We start from the raw sequence: 18,323 nt of genomic DNA on the forward strand, positions 1-18,323 counted from the left end.
CACGATGGCGAAGAAACCAAGGCACGCAGCCTTCATCAATGACCCGCTGTGGTACAAGGACGCAGTCATTTATCAGGTCCATGTAAAGTCATTTTTTGATTCAAATAACGATGGGATCGGCGATTTTCCCGGCCTGATCGCCAAGCTCGACTACATCGCCGAGCTTGGGGTCAATACGATCTGGCTGCTGCCGTTCTACCCTTCACCGCGTCGTGATGACGGCTATGACATTGCCGATTACCGAGGTGTGCACCCCGATTTCGGTACCATGGCTGATGCCAAGCGGTTCATCGCCGAGGCCCATGACCGTGGCCTGCGGGTGATCACTGAGTTGGTCATCAACCACACCTCGGACCAGCACCCATGGTTCCAGAAAGCCCGCACGGCCAAGCGAGGTTCCAAGGCGCGAGATTTTTACGTGTGGTCGGACAGCGATCAGAAGTACGGCGGCACCCGGATCATTTTTATCGACACCGAAAAGTCCAACTGGACGTGGGACCCGGTCGCGGGCCAGTACTTTTGGCACCGTTTTTATTCCCACCAGCCGGACCTTAATTTCGACAACCCGCACGTGATGGACGCGGTATTGCAAGTGATGCGTTACTGGCTGGACATGGGCATCGATGGCTTGCGTCTGGATGCGATTCCGTACCTCATAGAGCGTGACGGCACCAACAACGAAAACTTGCCCGAGACCCATCAGGTACTCAAAAAAATTCGCGCCGAAATCGATGCCAACTACCCGGATCGCATGCTATTGGCCGAAGCCAATCAATGGCCGGAAGACACGCAACTGTACTTCGGTGATACAAAAGGCAAGGACGGCGATGAGTGCCACATGGCGTTCCACTTCCCGCTGATGCCGCGCATGTACATGGCCGTGGCGCAGGAAGACCGCTTTCCAATCACCGATATTTTGCGTCAGACCCCAGAAATTCCTGCGAACTGTCAGTGGGCGATTTTCCTGCGCAATCATGATGAGCTGACCCTGGAAATGGTCACGGATCGTGAGCGTGATTACCTGTGGAATTACTACGCTGCCGACCGCCGCGCCCGGATCAATTTGGGTATTCGTCGACGTCTGGCGCCGTTGGTGCAACGTGATCGACGTCGCGTCGAGTTGCTCAACAGCATGCTGCTGTCGATGCCCGGCACGCCGACCCTGTATTACGGCGATGAAATCGGTATGGGAGACAACATCTACCTGGGCGACCGCGACGGCGTGCGTACGCCGATGCAATGGTCGATCGACCGCAATGGCGGGTTTTCCCGTGCGGACCCGGCAAGCCTGGTGCTACCGCCGATCATGGACCCGCTGTACGGGTACCAATCGGTCAATGTCGAGACCCAAAATAACGACCCGCATTCGCTGCTGAACTGGAACAGGCGCATGCTCGCGGTGCGCAAACAGCAAAAAGCATTCGGTCGTGGCACGCTGAAGATGCTTTCACCGACCAATCGCCGAATTCTTGCTTACACCCGTGAATACACAGGGCCGGACGGCAAGACTGAAATCATCCTGTGCGTGGCCAACGTCTCCCGCGCGGCGCAGGCGGCGGAACTTGAGCTGTCACCGTTTACTGGCATGGTTCCGGTTGAAATGCTCGGTGGCAGTGCGTTTCCGCCCGTCGGCCAGCTTCCGTACCTGCTGACCTTACCGCCCTACGGCTTCTATTGGTTCCTGCTGGCAGCGGAGAACCAAATGCCGAGCTGGCATGTGGAACCGGCGAAAAGCATCCCGGACTTTCCGACACTCGTCCTGAAAAAACGCCTCGAAGAATTGCTGGACGAGCCGTTGCGCAGCACTATGGAGAAGACGTCATTAACGCTTTATCTGCCCAAACGTCGTTGGTTCGCGGGTAAGGATAAAGCCATAGATAAGGTCAGAATCGTTTATGCGATGCGCTTTGGCGACGCGCAGCACCCTGTGTTGCTGAGTGAAATCGAAGTCACCGCAGGCGATCATCAAGGTCGCTACCAACTGCCCTTCGGTCTTTTGGCCGAAGATGACATCAGCAGTGCGTTGCCCCAGCAGTTAGCGCTCGCCCGTGTGCGGCGCGGACGTCAAGTCGGCCTGATCACCGACGCGTTCACCTTGGAAACGTTCATCCGCGCGGTCATTCAGGGCATGCAGGCCGAGACAGTGCTGCCGTGCAGTGAAGGCGAGCTGCACTTTGAGCAAACCGCAGAAATGACCCGGTTGGGGCTCAATAACGAATCCGAAGTGCGTTACCTATCGGCTGAGCAGTCCAATAGCTCCGTGGTCGTCGGTGGCAGCCTCGTACTGAAAATGATCCGCCGTGTCAGCGCGGGCACTCACCCGGAACTGGAAATGGGGGCGTACCTGACCGAAGCCGGCTTTAGGTATATCTCACCACTGCTGGGTTCTGTCGTGCGTATTGATAAAGATGGCCAGAGCAATTTGCTGATGATCGCTCAAGGGTATTTGAGTAATCAGGGTGATGCCTGGGAGTGGACCCAGAACAACCTGGAGCGGGCGGTGCGTGATGAGCTGTCCCATGGCAGCTCCGAGCAGGACCAGCACTACAACGCCTTGCTGGAACTGTCGGATTTTGCAGCGTTGTTGGGGCAGCGTCTGGGCGAGATGCACCAAATACTGGCGGCGCCAACCGATAATCCGGATTTTGCCGCTGAATCCACCGGTGCTCAAGACAGCCTGCAATCGGGCAAAAGCGTGGCGGCTCAACTGGAGCGTGCCCTGCAATTGCTGGAGCAACACAAAACTACCCTGGAGCCGGTCGACCAGGCTCTGGTTACCAAGCTGCTGAGCAAGCGCAAGCAAATACTGGCTTACATTCAGGTATTGGCCAAGCGCTCGGAGGGAGGCTTGCGCTTGCGCGTGCATGGTGATTTGCACCTGGGGCAAGTGTTGGTGGTCAAAGGCGATGCCTATTTGATTGACTTTGAAGGCGAACCTGCGCGTTCATTGACTGAGCGCCGAGCTAAATACAGCCCGTTCAAGGATGTCAGTGGCGTGCTGCGCTCTTTCGATTACGCTGCGGCCATGGCCGAGCGCAATGCGCAAAGCGTGGACACCTCGCCTGAAGCCACGGCCGCTCGACAACGCGTGGCGCAAACCTATGTGACCCAGGCTCGCCAAGCCTTTCTCGAAGGTTATCATCGGGCAACCACCGAACTGGCCCATGGCTGGAAGGACGCCAAGGGTGAAAGCGCTGCGCTGGAACTGTTTACGCTGGAAAAAACCGCTTATGAAGTGGTCTACGAAGCGGAGCACCGCCCCAACTGGTTGGCTGTGCCTTTGCAAGGCTTACGTGGGCTGCTGACCTTGTCTGATGGAGAATCATAATGAATGCACGTAAGGAAAACGGCAGGGGTACATCGGAATTGCTGCCTGGCGCCGCCGATATGGATGCGTTGATCCGCGCCGAACATCGCGATCCGTTCTCTATGCTTGGCCCCCATGACGATGGTGCGGGTGGGCAGTTTATTCGTGCTTACCTGCCCGATGCGCTCAGTGTGAGAGTGCTGTCGCGTGAGGGCGAGCATGATCTGGGAGCGCTTGAAATGAGCGAGGTGCCGGGTTTTTTTGCCGGGCATTTTTCCAACGCGCAGCCTTATCTGTTGAAAATCAGTTGGGCCGGCGGCGAGCAAATCACTGAAGATCCTTACAGCTTTGGCCAGTTGTTGCTGGGCGAGATGGACCTGTATTTGTTCGCCGAAGGTAATCACCGAGACCTGAGCAGTTGCCTGGGCGCGCAGGTCAAGACTGTCGACGGCATCGACGGTGTGCGTTTCGCCGTATGGGCGCCCAATGCGCGCCGTGTGTCGGTGGTTGGCGGTTTCAATAATTGGGATGGACGTCGCCACCCGATGCGCTTGCGTCACCCGACGGGTGTTTGGGAGCTGTTCGTTCCCCGGCTCAAGCCAGGCGAAGCGTATAAGTATGAAATTCTGGGCGCCCATGGGATTCTGCCGCTCAAGGCCGATCCCATGGCCTTGGCCACGCAAATGCCGCCGGAAACAGCATCTGTGGTGGCGACACCGCTACAATTCGACTGGCAAGACAATGGCTGGATGCAGTCGCGGGGCGAGCGCCATGTGACGAGCGCGCCTTTGTCGATCTATGAATTGCATGCCGGCTCGTGGCAGCTCGATCACAGCGACGAATTTGTCGTTCGCCAATACAACTGGCACGAGCTTGGCGAGCGCCTGATCCCCTATATCAAGGAGCTGGGCTTCACCCATATCGAGCTGATGCCGATCATGGAGCATCCATTTGGCGGCTCATGGGGTTATCAGCCTCTTTCGCAATTTGCCCCGACGGCTCGTTTCGGTTCACCAGAAGACTTTGCTGCTTTCGTCAATGCCTGCCACCAGGCCGATATCGGTGTAATCCTCGATTGGGTGCCCGCGCATTTTCCGACGGATGCTCATGGCCTGGCGCAATTTGATGGCACCGCGCTGTATGAGTATGGCAACCCGCAGGAGGGTTTCCATCAGGATTGGGACACGCTGATTTACAACCTGGGCCGCACCGAAGTGCATGGATTCATGCTCGCATCGGCGTTGCATTGGCTCAAGCATTTCCATGTCGATGGCCTGCGTGTGGATGCGGTGGCCTCGATGCTGTACCGCGACTATTCGCGCAAAGCGGGGGAATGGGTGCCCAATCGCAATGGCGGCCGTGAGAATCTGGAAGCCATCGATTTCTTGCGCCACCTCACTGATGTCGTTCACCTGGAGGCTCCCGGCGCGATGGTCATCGCCGAAGAGTCCACCGCCTGGCCTGGCGTCAGTCAGACCACGCAGCAGGGCGGGCTGGGCTTTTCCTATAAATGGAACATGGGTTGGATGCACGACACCCTGCACTACATGCAGCAGGACCCGATCCATCGCGCCCATCACCATAACGAGCTGAGTTTCGGTCTGGTGTACGCCTGGTCCGAGAAGTTCATCTTGCCGATTTCCCACGATGAAGTGGTGCACGGCAAACATTCGCTCATCGACAAAATGCCCGGTGATCGCTGGCAGAAATTCGCCAATTTGCGCGCTTATCTGGCGTTTATGTGGACGCATCCGGGCAAGAAACTGTTGTTCATGGGCTGTGAGTTTGGCCAATGGCGTGAGTGGAACCACGACGAACAACTGGATTGGTATTTGTTGCAGTACGCCGAACATATTGGCGTGAAGAAATTGGTGGGCGACCTTAACCGGATTTATCGCGATGAACCGGCGCTGCACGAACAAGATTGCGTGCCTCAGGGCTTTCAATGGGTGATCGGTGACGACGCAAGCAACAGCGTGTTCGCCTGGTTGCGTTGGAGCAAGGAGGGCGCACCGGTGCTGGTGGTTGCCAACCTGACGCCTGTGCCCCGTGCGGCGTATCGCGTCGGTGTTCCGTTCGCCGGGCGGTGGACTGAGCTGTTAAACAGCGATGCAGACACCTATGCTGGCTCCAACTTTGGTAATGGGGGTGGCGTGCAGACTGACGACACTAGAAGTCATGGCATGCCGGTGTCATTGGCACTGAACCTGCCGCCACTGGGTGTGTTGATCTTGCGCCCAGAGGCTTGATTTCGCCGGGTGCTGCGGCTTGACACGCCGCAGCGCTCCTTCCTCACACTCGATTTTCCACCACGTGATTGCGGCGAGACAGCAACACTGTCAGTGACAGACCGGCCACTGACAGTACTGCGGCGCAGAAGAAAATCCACGCATAACCCAGCCCCAGAGCAACGCTGCCCATGACCGGCCCGGCGATGGCCAGTGCCAGGTCGAAGAACACCGCGTACGCACTCAAACCCGCCCCCCGACTGGAGGTCGGCACCTGTTTGATCGCCTCGACACCCAGCGCCGGGTATACCAGCGACAAACCGAAGCCGGTCAGCCCCGCGCCGATCAATGCGACCGTGGTCGTGGGTGATATCCACAGCAACACCAGGCCAAGGGTTTCGATTGCCATACAGGCGATGGCGGCATTGAAACCGCCAAAACGGTTGATCGCGTTGATGAAAATCAGCCGTGACAGGATGAAACAAAGGCCAAAGACCGTCAGGCAATACGCCGCCCCGTGCCAGCCTCGGCTCAGATAAAACAGCGTGATAAACGTGGTAAGGGTCCCGTAGCCAATGGACGCCAAGGTCAAGCTCGCACCGTACGGGGCGACCCGGCCGAACACCGACCAAAAAGGCAGGCGTTCGCCACTGATCACAGGTACTGATGGTTTATTACGAATCAGCACCAGCGCCAGCAATGAGACGACAGACAAGGCAATGCCGAGGCTAACGAAGCCCAGCGCGTCGACCATTACTACACCCACTGGTGCGCCAATGGCGATGGCGCCATAGGACGCGATGCCGTTCCAGGAGATGGCTCGCGCAGTGTGTTCCGTGCCGACCTGGCCGATGCACCAACTGATCGTGCCCACCCCGATCAGCCCTTGCGCCACGCCAAGAAACACGCGGCCGATGATGAGTATCGTCAGGCTGACTACGGGCAGGCTGTCGAGCAGTATAGCGATCAAGGTCAGCAAGCCACTGACGAAGATTCCTGACAGGCCGTAAATAATCGCGCGTTTGGTACCGATGCCGTCTGCAATCCGCCCGGCCAAGGGCCGACTCAGCAGGGTCGCCAGGTATTGCGAGCCAATGGCCACGCCAGCGATGACCGCGCTGAAACCCAATTGGTCGTGGACATAACCCGGTATCACCGCGATCGGCAGGCCGATGCACAGGAAGGCAATGAAGGTATAGAACACAATGGAAACGATTTGTAGGGTGATCGCCATGGAACTGGGGGGTGGCGTCTGGAAGTGCGGGGTTTGTGCGATAGACATGTGGCTCGTTCGCTGGCAGGCGGTTGGAGAGCGCCATGATGGCCTGCGTGGCAAATAAAAGGAAGCAGGCTAACGAACTGGGTGGTGTCGGGTGAGCCGAGATGCTTTCTTTGCAGGCTTGCCTAAAGGGGAGCCTATAGAATTCGGAAAAAATCGTACGTTAGCGTTTTCCGATAAGCCGCAAGGTACCAAACAGCAACAGGTCAAACGGAGTCCAGGGTGCGAGCCTGAACCCTCCAATTATCGCCAGGAATTATCGATTCTCACGTGTGTGCCACAGGCGCAGCAGATAGAGGGTAGAACCCTGTATCTCGTAACGCATCTCGTAGTGGCCGATAATAATTCGGCGCACATCCCGTGGCTCAAACTCTTCAAGCCGTTCGCCAATGCGTGGATTGGTCAGTAACGTGCTTGGAGCAGCCGTGAGCTGTTGAACCGTATGCGCGGCGGCGGGTTGGTTCACGGTGGCCAGAAACTCGTACAGCCGGGCAATGTCGGAAAGCGCTTTGCTTGTCCACTTCAACTCCATCAGCGCGGCACCGGCACCGGCAACGGAGTGTCGGTGTTGAGGCTATCAGCCCATGCCTGGACAGCTTGGTGGTCAATCACGCGGCCAGCGTCAACATCGGCCAAGGCCTCGCGGGTCAGGCGACTGCGTTCTTCTTCCTGATCAATCCAGGCAGAAAGAGCCTGCTTAACGATCCAGTTCTTGGAGCGTTCCAGGCGCTCAGCCATCAAATCGACCTTCTCAGCCAATTGCACGGGTACGTGAGCGGTGACAGATCGGGTTTTTACAGTAGTTGCCATGATAGGTTTACTCCTGTGCTGGGAAAGTGAGCAGGCGTTTGTGGTCTATCCGCAGCAATTTATTCTGCGTAGCTTTGCGGCAGTTCGATTCATAATTAATCATGGTGAATAATGGTTCGTCGTCAACCGTGATGTCAAGTTGAGCTAGCGGCTACGGCTCGCACAGACGCAGCTAAAGCGACAAAGGCGAAAGTGTCAGCGTACTCCTCATAACAAAACGCCCCAGACCAGCGAGGTCTAGGGCGGTGAGGACGTCAAAAGCAGCTATCCGGTGAATTGCACGGCTGCTCCGCTTAAGTGAACAGCATTACGTTACATGGGCAGGGCTTTTCTTCTAACGCTGACGCTAAATCAGAACACGACGCCTTGACTACGCAGGTAGTCATCGTAGGTGCCGCTGAAGTCGATAACACCGCTTGGGCTCAGCTCGATGATGCGCGTAGCCAGCGACGATACGAACTCACGGTCATGGCTGACGAAGATCAGCGTGCCGGGATAGTTTTCCAGCGCCAGGTTCAGCGCCTCGATGGACTCCATGTCCAAGTGGTTGGTTGGTTCGTCCATGATCAGTACGTTAGGCTTTTGCAGGATCAGCTTGCCGAACAACATACGACCTTGTTCACCACCGGAAATCACTTTCACCGACTTGATGATATCGTCGGCGGAGAACAGCATGCGGCCCAGTGTGCCGCGAACTATTTGCTCGCCACCTTGGGTCCAGCGGCCCATCCATTCAAACAGATTGGCCTCATCTTCGAAGTCAGACGCGTGATCCTGAGCGTAGTAGCCCAGTTCCGCAGCGTCGGTCCACTTCACCGTACCGGCATCGGGCGACAGTTCATTGACCAGGGTGCGCAGCAGGGTGGTTTTACCGATACCGTTCGGGCCGATGATTGCCACACGCTCGCCCGCTTCAACGGTGAAGCTGAAGTCCTTGAACAGCGGTTTGCCGTCGAAGCCCTTGGCCATACGGTCGACGATGACCGCCTGGCGGTGCAGCTTCTTGTTTTGGTCGAAGCGAATGAACGGGCTGACCCGGCTCGAAGGCTTGACCTCGGCCAACTGGATCTTGTCGATCTGCTTGGCGCGGGAGGTGGCCTGCTTGGCTTTCGAGGCGTTGGCCGAGAAGCGGCTGACGAACGATTGCAGTTCCGAGATCTGTGCTTTCTTCTTGGCGTTGTCCGACAGCAATTGCTCGCGGGACTGAGTCGCCACGGTCATGTATTCGTCATAGTTGCCCGGGAACAGACGCAGTTCGCCGTAATCAAGGTCGGCCATGTGCGTGCAGACACTGTTCAGGAAGTGTCTATCGTGGGAAATGATGATCATCAGGCTGCTGCGCTGGGTCAGAATGTTTTCCAGCCAGCGGATGGTGTTGATGTCCAGGTGGTTGGTCGGTTCGTCGAGCAACAGCACTTCTGGATTGGAGAACAATGCCTGCGCCAGCAATACGCGCAGCTTCCAGCCCGGCGACACTTCGCTCATCGGGCCGTTGTGTTGTTCGATACCGATACCCAGGCCCAGCAGCAACTCGCCGGCGCGGGACTCGGCGGTGTAGCCGTCCATTTCAGCGAACTCGGTTTCCAGCTCAGCCACGGCCATGCCGTCAGCTTCGGTCATTTCCGGCAGCGAGTAGATACGGTCGCGCTCGGCCTTGACCTTCCACAGCTCTTCGTGACCCATGATCACGGTATCGATCACGGTGAATTCTTCGTAGGCGAACTGGTCCTGACGCAACTTGCCCAGACGCACGTTCGGCTCCAGCATCACCTGCCCACCCGAAGGCTCCAGATCATCGCCGAGGATCTTCATAAAGGTCGACTTTCCGCAACCGTTGGCACCGATAAGGCCATAACGGTTACCGCCAGCAAACTTGACCGAGACATTCTCGAATAAGGGTTTGGCGCCAAATTGCATGGTGATGTTAGCTGTGGAGATCAATTACCTTACCTTTCAATAGCTTAGGATTGACTGGATGACGGCGGTACCAATTTGGTACCCAAATCGAGCTTTTTGAGCTCGTCCCAGTCAGAGCTTGAGTTGATCCAGCGCGCATAGGTTGACAGCAACATTTGGACGCCGTGGCCAAGCTGCTGAGAGATGAATGCGGGATTCATGCCGGACATTAAGCATATTGTCGCATATGTGTGACGGCAGTTGTACGGAGGCCGGTAGCGGATTTGCAGCTCAGCGAGCGCCGGCCCCCATTGTTTGGGGACGTCAGAGGTCTGTTTCACGTACTCGCTGTTCTTTGACGGCGGGAAGACGTACGGCGTCTCCTTGATTTTGCCCTTGCCCTTTTTTCGACGGTCGGCGTATTGCCTGGCGAATCCTAGTGCATGTAGGGCTCACTCATTCAGCAAAACATAGCGGCCTCGACCTGATTCATGGTCTCCCTGCTGGGGGCTGCAGGCTTGGCCAACATCGTCAGCGATAAAAGTGCAAGTGCCGGACCATCCAGCTCATCAAGGAGCGTGGTGGGCTCGCTGCTCTGCGCACGCTCCCGCCGACATCCGTGGATCCGCGCTGCTCAACCCATAGCACAAGCTCCATGATGGCAGCCTCCAGGGGCGATCTGATTTTCGTTGAGCTTGAACAGTAGAGAAGGGATAAGGTCTTTATCTGCCCTTGGGGGAGGGGAAAGCACTATTTTTTTCCGAGGACAAAAGACATTGCACTTTCATTCACAGGGGGCCACCAGCTGAACTACTCTGTTCATTTACGTCTGGAAGTAAACCGTCGGACACCCATTCAAAAGGGAGTTTGGTTGTGAACATGAGTGATCAATTGGCAGGTTGGACTAAACGGTGGAATTTGTTCGGCCATCGGGTGATAGGTGGCCAGCGCATGAAAAGTCAGGATGTTGATCATGCGGGTGAGCCCTCTGTGCATGATCGGCGCTGCGGACCCATGGCGAAATCTGGCCGAGATCATGCGAGTCCTACCAACGCCATTCCCGACGTCGGAGACCTTTTAGTGATCATTGATCCCGTTGTTCAAACCTGTTGTAGGGCAGGTATGTTAGTGCGCCGCCGATCATGAGTTCATGGATTAATTGATGTAAACAGGAAGCATTTAATTTTACCTCTTGGGCATGGCCTAAAGAAGTTAATTAGCGAGGAGCGAAACTATATGATCGTAGTCAATGCGCGATTCCTGACGCAAAAGATGAGCGGTGTACAGCGGTTTTCTGAACGAATTAGTCTGGAATTAAATGCTCTTCGAGACGATATGATTTTTGTGACGCCCGACAATATTATCAATCATGCCGCTGCGGACCAGTTAGGGGCTGTACGGATAGGAAAAAGAACGGGGCACCTTTGGGAGCAAATTGATCTTCCTAGGTATTTGAATAGTCAAGGAACGCCTCTCCTGATTTCATTGTGTAATACGGCGCCGCTTATCTACCGCAGGCAAATAGCCACGCACCATGACATTTCTTATATTCGCCACCCTGAAAGCTACTCGCGAATGTTTCGTTACGCTTATCGGATATTGACGCCGCTGCTACTTAAGAGAGTTATTTCGCTCATTACGGTGAGTGAGTTTTCTAGAGAGGAAATCTCCAAATATTTTGGTTTTTCCAAAGAAAAAATGATAATTATCCCTAATGCCGTAGATGGCCGATTTAGAGTGGCTGTCAACGATGCGACGGCTGTGCCTTACCTCTTGGCCGTGTCTTCACCCGCTGCGCATAAAAATTTCCAAAGAATGATAATGGCATTTCTCAGCCTACACGATAGTGACCAAATTCAGCTGCGGATTGTTGGTGATGCCTCTTCAAATCTCTCAAGTCAAGATCTCCAAGGTCTCGTATTGAATGATAAGCGCATTATATTTTTGGGGCGAATGAGTGATGTCGATCTGGTAAAGCAATACCAAGGAGCGACGGCTTTTATAATTCCTTCTCTGTATGAAGGCTTCGGTATCCCACCACTAGAGGCTCAGGCCTGCGACTGTCCAGTACTCGCTTCGGATGCTGCTGCGATGCCTGAGGTTCTACATCGCAGCGCGCTCTATTTCGATCCCCTCAGTGTTTCTGATATCGCCTCGGCAATGGACTTGATCCTCAATGAGCCCGCGTTGCGTCAAATTCTGAAAAAGCTGGGTCGATCCAATGTAGACCGATTCTCATGGAAAAAATCGGCAAACCTGATCTCTCAACATATCGATGCTCTTCTTATGGAAGAGCATGCATTTTCACTTTGAGGCGTCTTGTTTAGCTTTTAGCTCAGGGGGCTTGCGCTCTGGCGTCATCCTGGTGGGATAAACGCCTGATGGATTGGGCCGTCTAGAACAAAGTTTTCACGCATAACCGACACGTTGAGGACATTGTGCTCACTAGGCTGCACCGCATTAAACCCATGCAGATCGTGCTTTTGGCGGATGCGTATGTATTTTTCCAAGACCTAGGAGATTCAAATGTCAATCAGCGCAGTTTCATCAAGTGCAGTACCTGTAAACGTAACCGCCCAAGTCAAAGCCAAAACCCCTGCAGATATAGCCGCTTCGCAATCGGCAACGGCCGCTACCACCACGACCGCCGGCACCCTAAAAGCGGCGTTGCAAGAAGCGACCGAGACGGCCGCTGAAACCGCGAAAGAGGCCGGACACGGTGACCTTCAGGCTCAGAAACTGGTGGCCAAGCACGCTCATAACGCCGTGCCTCAGCAATCGACTGCTGCGACGTCCAAGGCAGCGCCAGTGGTAAACGCTTCTGGGCAAATAACAGGGGAGATTATCAACACCAAGGCTTAAGCGACAAATGATGTAACCCAGGGTGCTGGGGCCGTTTCCCCCCGAAACGGCCTTCAGTCACTGATGAGCTACTTTTTGATGGGGGCCCTTTCTCCGCGCGCCCCCCGCCCTCATTTGGGGCCTTGCTACTCAGTTCTGTGGCAAATGGTAGCGGGTTGTTTCCTCCTCGATTTTCCTCGCAAGATAGTCTCTTTACGCCATCTCGTTGATCCAGAACACTTTTCTTCGTCCTGTTTTTCCTGCGGTTCTCTGTGGCACACTTTCTGCTGTCTATTCCGTTGTTACATACCTAGTTCCGTTACAGCGGAATCAACATCACGGCGGAGTTCATGTCATGCATAGCGGACCTTCCTTTTTGAAAGCGTGTGCGTTTGTTCTTGCGGCTACGGCCACGTTGGTTAACTCGGTGCAGGCGGCGGACGCCAGCAAGCTCGACAGCGTGTTGCAGCGTGGCCATCTGGTCGTGGGTACGGGCAGCACCAATGCGCCTTGGCATTTCCAGGGCGCGGACGGGAAGTTGCAGGGTTTTGATATCGATATTGCCCGTATGGTCGCCAAGGGTTTGTTCAATGACCCGAGCAAGGTCGAGTTCGTGGTGCAGTCGTCTGACGCGCGTATTCCCAACCTGCTGACCGACAAGGTCGACATGAGCTGCCAGTTCATCACTGTCACCGCCAGTCGTGCTCAGCAAGTGGCGTTCACCCTGCCGTACTACCGCGAAGGCGTTGCGCTGTTGCTGCCAGCCAACAGCAAGTACAAGGAAATCGACGATTTGAAAGCCGCGGGTAGCGGTGTGACCGTGGCCGTGTTGCAGAACGTGTATGCCGAAGAGTTGGTGCATCAGGCATTGCCGAAAGCCAAAGTCGACCAGTACGACAGCGTGGACCTGATGTATCAGGCCATCAACTCGGGTCGAGCCGATACCGCTGCCACCGATCAGTCCTCGGTGAAATACCTGATGGTGCAGAACCCTGGTCGCTATCGCACCCCGGCTTTCGCCTGGAGCCCGCAGACCTATGCCTGTGCCGTCAAACGTGGCGACCAGGACTGGCTGAACTTCGTTAATACCGTGCTGCATGAAGCGATGACTGGCGTCGAATTCCCGACGTATGCCGCATCGTTCAAACAATGGTTCGGTGTGGAGCTGCCGCCCCCTGCAATCGGCTTTCCCTTGGAATTCAAGTAATACGAACCTGACATTGATGGGGCAGGGAGGACGATCGTGCCTTCCCGTCTCAGGTGCTGCTGACCATGAACTATCAGTTGAATTTTGCAGCGGTCTGGCGTGATTTTCCCAGCTTACTGTCGGGCCTGGGTTTGGGCCTGGAGCTGGCGCTGATCTCGATTGCGATTGGGTGTGTGATCGGCCTGATGTCGGCGTTCGCGCTGCTGTCGAAGTACCGTGCGCTGCGCGCTATCGCATCGGTCTACGTGACCGTGATCCGCAATACGCCGATTCTGGTGTTGATCCTGTTGATCTACTTTGCACTGCCGAGCGTGGGCATTCGCATGGACAAGCTGTCCTCGTTCATCGTGACCCTGTCGCTCTACGCCGGGGCCTATTTGACCGAAGTATTCCGTGCCGGGTTGCTGAGTATTCACAAGGGGCAGCGTGAAGCAGGATTGGCCATTGGCCTGGGCGAATGGCAGGTCCGCGCGTACATCATCGTGCCGGTGATGATTCGCAACGTGCTGCCGGCGCTGTCCAACAACTTCATCTCGCTGTTCAAGGACACTTCGCTGGCGGCGGCGATTGCCGTGCCGGAGCTGACGTATTACGCCCGCAAGATCAACGTCGAAAGCTACCGGGTTATCGAAACCTGGATGGTCACCACGGCACTGTATGTCGCGACCTGTTATCTCATCGCCATGCTCCTGCGTTACCTCGAGCAGCGCTTGGCTATCCGTCGCTAGGAGGTTTGATATGTACGAATCCCATAGCTGGCTGCAAGAATTATGGATTGCCCGCGAAACGTTGTGGTCGGGTTTTTTGACCAGTATCGAGTGCTCCGCGCTGGCCATTATTTGCGGGACCCTGATCGGCATGGTTGCAGGCCTGGTGCTGACCTACGGCAAACTCTGGGGCCGCCTGCCGTTTCGGGTCTATGTCGACCTGATTCGCGGCACGCCGGTGTTTGTACTGGTGCTGGCCTGTTTCTATATGGCCCCGGCGCTGGGCTGGCAGATCAGCGCATTTCAAGCCGGTGCCTTGGGGCTGACGCTGTTTTGCGGCTCCCACGTGGCGGAAATCGTGCGCGGTGCCTTGCAGGCTATTCCGCGCGGCCAGCTTGAGGCGGGCAAGGCCATCGGGCTGACGTTCAGGCAGTCGTTGGGCTACGTGTTGTTGCCTCAAGCATTGCGGCAGATTTTGCCGACCTGGGTCAATTCCTCCACCGAGATTGTCAAAGCCTCGACGCTGTTGTCGGTCATCGGCGTGGCCGAATTGCTGCTCAGTACCCAACAGGTGATCGCCCGGACCTTCATGACCCTGGAGTTCTATCTGTTCGCCGGTTTTCTCTTTTTCCTCATCAACTACGCCATCGAGCTTCTTGGGCGGCAAATCGAAAAACGGGTGGCCTTGCCATGACACAGACACACACTGCTACTGCCGCCCCAGCCTTGCTGAGTATCGAGGGGCTGCACAAATCCTACGGCGCTGTTGAGGTGCTCAAGGGCGTCGATCTAAGCATGCAGCGCGGCAACGTCGTGACCTTGATCGGCTCCAGTGGCTCGGGAAAAACCACGTTGCTGCGTTGCGTCAACCTACTGGAAGAGTTTCAGGGCGGTCATATCCGTCTTGATGGCCAGGACATCGGTTACAGCGATATCAATGGCAAACGTGTTCGTCACCCGGAAAAAGTCATTGCACAGCATCGGGCCATGACCGGCATGGCGTTTCAGCAATTCAATCTGTTTCCGCACTTGAGTGCCCTGCAAAACGTCACTTTGGGCTTGTTGAAAGTGAAAAAGCTGCCCAAGGATCAGGCCGTAGCGTTGGCAGAGAAATGGCTGGAACGCGTCGGTCTGCTCGACCGGCGCAATCACTTTCCGGGGCAGTTGTCCGGCGGCCAGCAACAGCGTGTGGCGATTGCCCGTGCCATTGCCATGAACCCGAGCCTGATGTTGTTCGACGAAGTGACGTCTGCGCTGGACCCGGAACTGGTGGGTGAAGTGCTGAGTGTGATCAAGGGCCTGGCCGAAGAAGGCATGACCATGCTGCTGGTCACCCATGAGATGCGTTTCGCTTATGAAGTGTCCGATCAGATCGTGTTCATGAATCAGGGTCGCATCGAAGAGCAGGGGCCACCCAAGGAGTTATTTGAACGGCCAAAGTCGGCGCGTTTGGGAGAGTTCCTCAAAAGCATTCGGTTCTAATCATCAGACGCTGTTATCCCGAGTGGCTTTTACATCAATCCATTTGGATCAACTTTTTTAGATAAAGAACAGGAGATACCCATGAGCATTACTCGTATTGGCACTGGTGCAGTTGGCGCGGGTGGCCAACCTTTGCCTTTCGCCCGCGCAGTCGAAGCCGATGGCTGGTTGCATGTGTCCGGTCAGGTGGCGATGGAAAATGGCGAGATCATCAACGGTGGGATTGTCGAGCAAACCCACAAAACCATGCAGAACCTGATCGCCATCCTCAGCGAGGCTGGGTATGGCTTGGAAGATGTAGTGCGCGCCGGTGTATGGCTGGAAGATCCGCGAGACTTCTGGAGCTTTAACAAGGTGTTCGCCGAATACTTCGTCAGCCAGCATGCCCCGGCCCGGGCCTGTGTGCAGGCCAATATGATGGTCGACTGCAAGGTCGAGATTGATTGCATCGCTTATAAGAAACCCAAGGCCTGAGTGGTCTTCAAGCGATCATTCCCGCTCGGCGCGCGGGAATGATTAAACTGCTCGGCACTTTTTAAGGGGTAGTGTGAACATGACCGAAGACACGATCAAACGCCGGGCAAGAGGGCTGGACCGGGCGTTTGATATTCTCGACTTCCTCAAGGAAAAAGGTACGCCGCTGCGCCCGAATGAAATAGCCAGCGGCATTGGCAGCCCTAAATCGACGGTTTACGAGTTGGTCGGCTCGCTGCTCGAACGACGGATTCTGGAGGCAGTCGGCAAGGAAGGGCATGTCTATCTGGGTCGGCAGTTGTATTTTCTGGGGCAGGCCCACCTGCGGCACTTCGACTTCACCCGTGAGGCCGAGGCTTCCTTGGCCGAGATCGTCAGCCAGACCCATGAAACCGCACAAATGTGCCTGCTCAACGGGCGCAAATACACGGTGGCATTGATGAAGGAGGGCGAACGGCATTTTCGGATATCTTCCGATATTGGCGAGAATGCGCCGATTCCGTGGACCGCCTCCGGACGCCTGTTGCTCAGCCATCTGAGCGATCAGCAGATCATCGACTTGATCGACCCCGAGGACTACATCCTGCCGGATGGCGAGCGCCTGCCACTGGACACGTTTCTGCGAGAAATTCGTAGGGCTGGCGCAGAAGGCTTCTTTTCCTTCGACAGCGTGGCCGATACCTTCACCCATTGCTTCGCCGCACCGGTCAAGGACGAGCGAGGCATCTGCGTCGCCACCCTGTGCATCGTCGCGCCGCGGGAAGACGCCAAGAATAATTACAGCGACTATCGCCGGGTACTGATCGACAGTGCCAACGGCCTTGCACGCAGAATCAACGAATAACGCGGCACGCTCCGCGTTGATCAGGAGAATAGCCATGAGCACTGCAGCAGTAGAAAAGGGCGCCGCCACGCCGGGCGATAGTCTGGTTTGCGACGTCAGCCTGCCTGCGCTGGTAATCCACCGCCAAGCACTGGAACACAACATTCGCTGGATGCAGGCGTTTGTCAGCAACAGCGGCGCTGAGCTAGCGCCCCATGGCAAAACCAGCATGGTGCCGGCACTGTTTCGCCGCCAGCTCGAAGAGGGCGCTTGGGGCATCACCCTGGCGACGGCGGTGCAGACCCGTGCGGCTTACGCCCATGGCGTGCGTCGGGTGTTGATGGCCAATCAACTGGTCGGTACGCCCAATATGGCGCTGATTGCCGATGTGCTCGATGACTCGATGTTCGATTTTCACTGCATGGTCGATCACCCGGACAACGTGGCGGCGCTGGGTGAGTATTTCGGCGGCCGGGGTCTGCGCCTGAACGTGATGATCGAATACGGCGTGGTGGGCGGTCGTTGTGGCTGCCGCAGCGAGCAGCAAGTGTTGGCCCTGGCCGATGCCATCGCCGCACAGCCGGCGCTGGCCTTGACTGGCATTGAAGGCTACGAAGGCGTTATTCATGGCGATCATGCTGTGGCAGACATCAAAGCGTTTGCCGCCTCGTTGGTGCGTCTGGCCGTCGAGCTGCAGGACAAAGGTGCGTTTGCACTGGATAGGCCAATTGTCACGGCTTCCGGCTCTGCCTGGTATGACCTGATCGCTGAGGCCTTCGATGCCCAGGCGGTGCGTGAGCGGTTCCTCAGCGTGCTACGCCCTGGCAGTTACGTGGTGCACGACCACGGCATCTATAAAGAAGCGCAATGCTGCGTGCTCGACCGTCGCAGCGAGTTGAGCGAGGCCCTGCGTCCGGCGCTGGAAGTCTGGGCGCATGTGCAGTCGCTGCCAGAGCCGGGCTTTGCGGTAATCGCTCTGGGCAAGCGCGACGTAGCCTACGATGCCGGATTGCCCAACCCACTGCTGCGTTATAAAGCCGGTGTGTTACCTGCGCAGGGTGATGATGTCAGTGCCTGCACCGTCACTGCGGTGATGGATCAGCATGCGTTCATGACCGTCGCCCCGGGTTGTGAGCTGCACATTGGCGACATCATTGCCTTCGGTACGTCCCACCCTTGCCTGACGTTCGACAAGTGGCGTACGGGTTGTCTGGTGGATGAGAACCTGCAGGTCATTGAAACCCTGACCACCTGCTTCTAAGCCGAGGA

General features: G+C 56.3%; 15 protein-coding genes and 2 pseudogenes. 11 read left to right on the plus strand and 6 right to left on the minus strand.

Features of this window, described 5'->3' with window-relative positions; genetic code table 11:
• The first annotated feature begins 4 nt into the window (after positions 1 to 4).
• Complete coding sequence (gene treS, locus AC1ME2_RS25895) at positions 5 to 3,328, plus strand: maltose alpha-D-glucosyltransferase (protein ID WP_480438023.1); 3,324 nt, start codon at positions 5 to 7, stop codon at positions 3,326 to 3,328.
• Complete coding sequence (glgB, locus tag AC1ME2_RS25900) at positions 3,328 to 5,556, plus strand: 1,4-alpha-glucan branching protein GlgB (protein ID WP_480438024.1); 2,229 nt, start codon at positions 3,328 to 3,330, stop codon at positions 5,554 to 5,556. Before treS ends, glgB begins: the two co-directional genes overlap by 1 nt.
• A gap of 43 nt (positions 5,557 to 5,599) precedes the next feature.
• On the opposite strand, the gene AC1ME2_RS25905 is transcribed toward glgB, so the two are convergent.
• The 6 genes and pseudogenes from AC1ME2_RS25905 to AC1ME2_RS25930 all read right to left on the minus strand — a co-directional run bounded on the left by AC1ME2_RS25905 (position 5,600) and on the right by AC1ME2_RS25930 (position 10,271).
• A complete protein-coding gene (locus AC1ME2_RS25905; RefSeq protein ID WP_480438026.1) occupies positions 5,600 to 6,817 on the minus strand; it encodes an MFS transporter in 1,218 nt (405 codons plus the stop codon).
• A gap of 253 nt (positions 6,818 to 7,070) precedes the next feature.
• Positions 7,071 to 7,346 (minus strand): type II toxin-antitoxin system RelE/ParE family toxin, encoded by a 276-nt coding sequence (locus AC1ME2_RS25910; protein ID WP_480438027.1) that lies wholly within the window; start codon positions 7,344 to 7,346, stop codon positions 7,071 to 7,073.
• Complete coding sequence (locus tag AC1ME2_RS25915; protein ID WP_480438028.1) at positions 7,346 to 7,624, minus strand: CopG family ribbon-helix-helix protein; 279 nt, start codon at positions 7,622 to 7,624, stop codon at positions 7,346 to 7,348. Before AC1ME2_RS25915 ends, AC1ME2_RS25910 begins: the two co-directional genes overlap by 1 nt.
• 351 nt (positions 7,625 to 7,975) lie before the next feature.
• Positions 7,976 to 9,565, minus strand: coding sequence for an ABC-F family ATPase (locus tag AC1ME2_RS25920; RefSeq protein WP_480438029.1), 1,590 nt, complete (start codon positions 9,563 to 9,565; stop codon positions 7,976 to 7,978).
• Between the two features lie 20 nt (positions 9,566 to 9,585).
• A pseudogene (locus AC1ME2_RS25925) lies at positions 9,586 to 9,999 on the minus strand (site-specific integrase); the annotation flags it as partial.
• A 52-nt stretch (positions 10,000 to 10,051) separates the two neighbouring features.
• Positions 10,052 to 10,271 (minus strand): annotated as a pseudogene (locus tag AC1ME2_RS25930) (hypothetical protein).
• Between the two features lie 485 nt (positions 10,272 to 10,756).
• On the opposite strand from AC1ME2_RS25930, the gene AC1ME2_RS25935 reads away from it, so the two are divergent.
• From AC1ME2_RS25935 to AC1ME2_RS25975, 9 genes are all read left to right on the plus strand, one after another.
• Positions 10,757 to 11,833: a glycosyltransferase family 4 protein gene (locus tag AC1ME2_RS25935; RefSeq protein ID WP_480438030.1), complete on the plus strand. Its 1,077-nt coding sequence runs from the start codon at positions 10,757 to 10,759 to the stop codon at positions 11,831 to 11,833.
• A gap of 213 nt (positions 11,834 to 12,046) precedes the next feature.
• Positions 12,047 to 12,382, plus strand: coding sequence for a hypothetical protein (locus AC1ME2_RS25940; protein WP_480438031.1), 336 nt, complete (start codon positions 12,047 to 12,049; stop codon positions 12,380 to 12,382).
• Between the two features lie 334 nt (positions 12,383 to 12,716).
• Positions 12,717 to 13,568 carry a transporter substrate-binding domain-containing protein gene (locus AC1ME2_RS25945; protein WP_480438032.1) on the plus strand — a complete coding sequence of 284 codons (852 nt, stop codon included), beginning with the start codon at positions 12,717 to 12,719 and terminating at the stop codon, positions 13,566 to 13,568.
• A gap of 65 nt (positions 13,569 to 13,633) precedes the next feature.
• Positions 13,634 to 14,296, plus strand: a complete 663-nt coding sequence (locus tag AC1ME2_RS25950) for an amino acid ABC transporter permease (RefSeq protein WP_480438034.1) — start codon at positions 13,634 to 13,636, stop codon at positions 14,294 to 14,296.
• Positions 14,297 to 14,306: 10 nt separating this feature from the next.
• Positions 14,307 to 14,969, plus strand: coding sequence for an amino acid ABC transporter permease (locus AC1ME2_RS25955; protein WP_480438035.1), 663 nt, complete (start codon positions 14,307 to 14,309; stop codon positions 14,967 to 14,969).
• Positions 14,966 to 15,757, plus strand: coding sequence for an amino acid ABC transporter ATP-binding protein (locus AC1ME2_RS25960; protein ID WP_480438036.1), 792 nt, complete (start codon positions 14,966 to 14,968; stop codon positions 15,755 to 15,757). Before AC1ME2_RS25955 ends, AC1ME2_RS25960 begins: the two co-directional genes overlap by 4 nt.
• A gap of 81 nt (positions 15,758 to 15,838) precedes the next feature.
• Positions 15,839 to 16,231: a RidA family protein gene (locus AC1ME2_RS25965; RefSeq protein WP_480438037.1), complete on the plus strand. Its 393-nt coding sequence runs from the start codon at positions 15,839 to 15,841 to the stop codon at positions 16,229 to 16,231.
• Positions 16,232 to 16,310: 79 nt separating this feature from the next.
• Positions 16,311 to 17,075, plus strand: coding sequence for an IclR family transcriptional regulator (locus AC1ME2_RS25970; RefSeq protein ID WP_480438038.1), 765 nt, complete (start codon positions 16,311 to 16,313; stop codon positions 17,073 to 17,075).
• A 34-nt stretch (positions 17,076 to 17,109) separates the two neighbouring features.
• Positions 17,110 to 18,315, plus strand: coding sequence for an amino acid deaminase (locus tag AC1ME2_RS25975; RefSeq protein ID WP_480438039.1), 1,206 nt, complete (start codon positions 17,110 to 17,112; stop codon positions 18,313 to 18,315).
• The last annotated feature ends 8 nt before the right edge of the window (positions 18,316 to 18,323 follow it).

This window comes from Pseudomonas sp. ASL9, assembly GCF_056680335.1.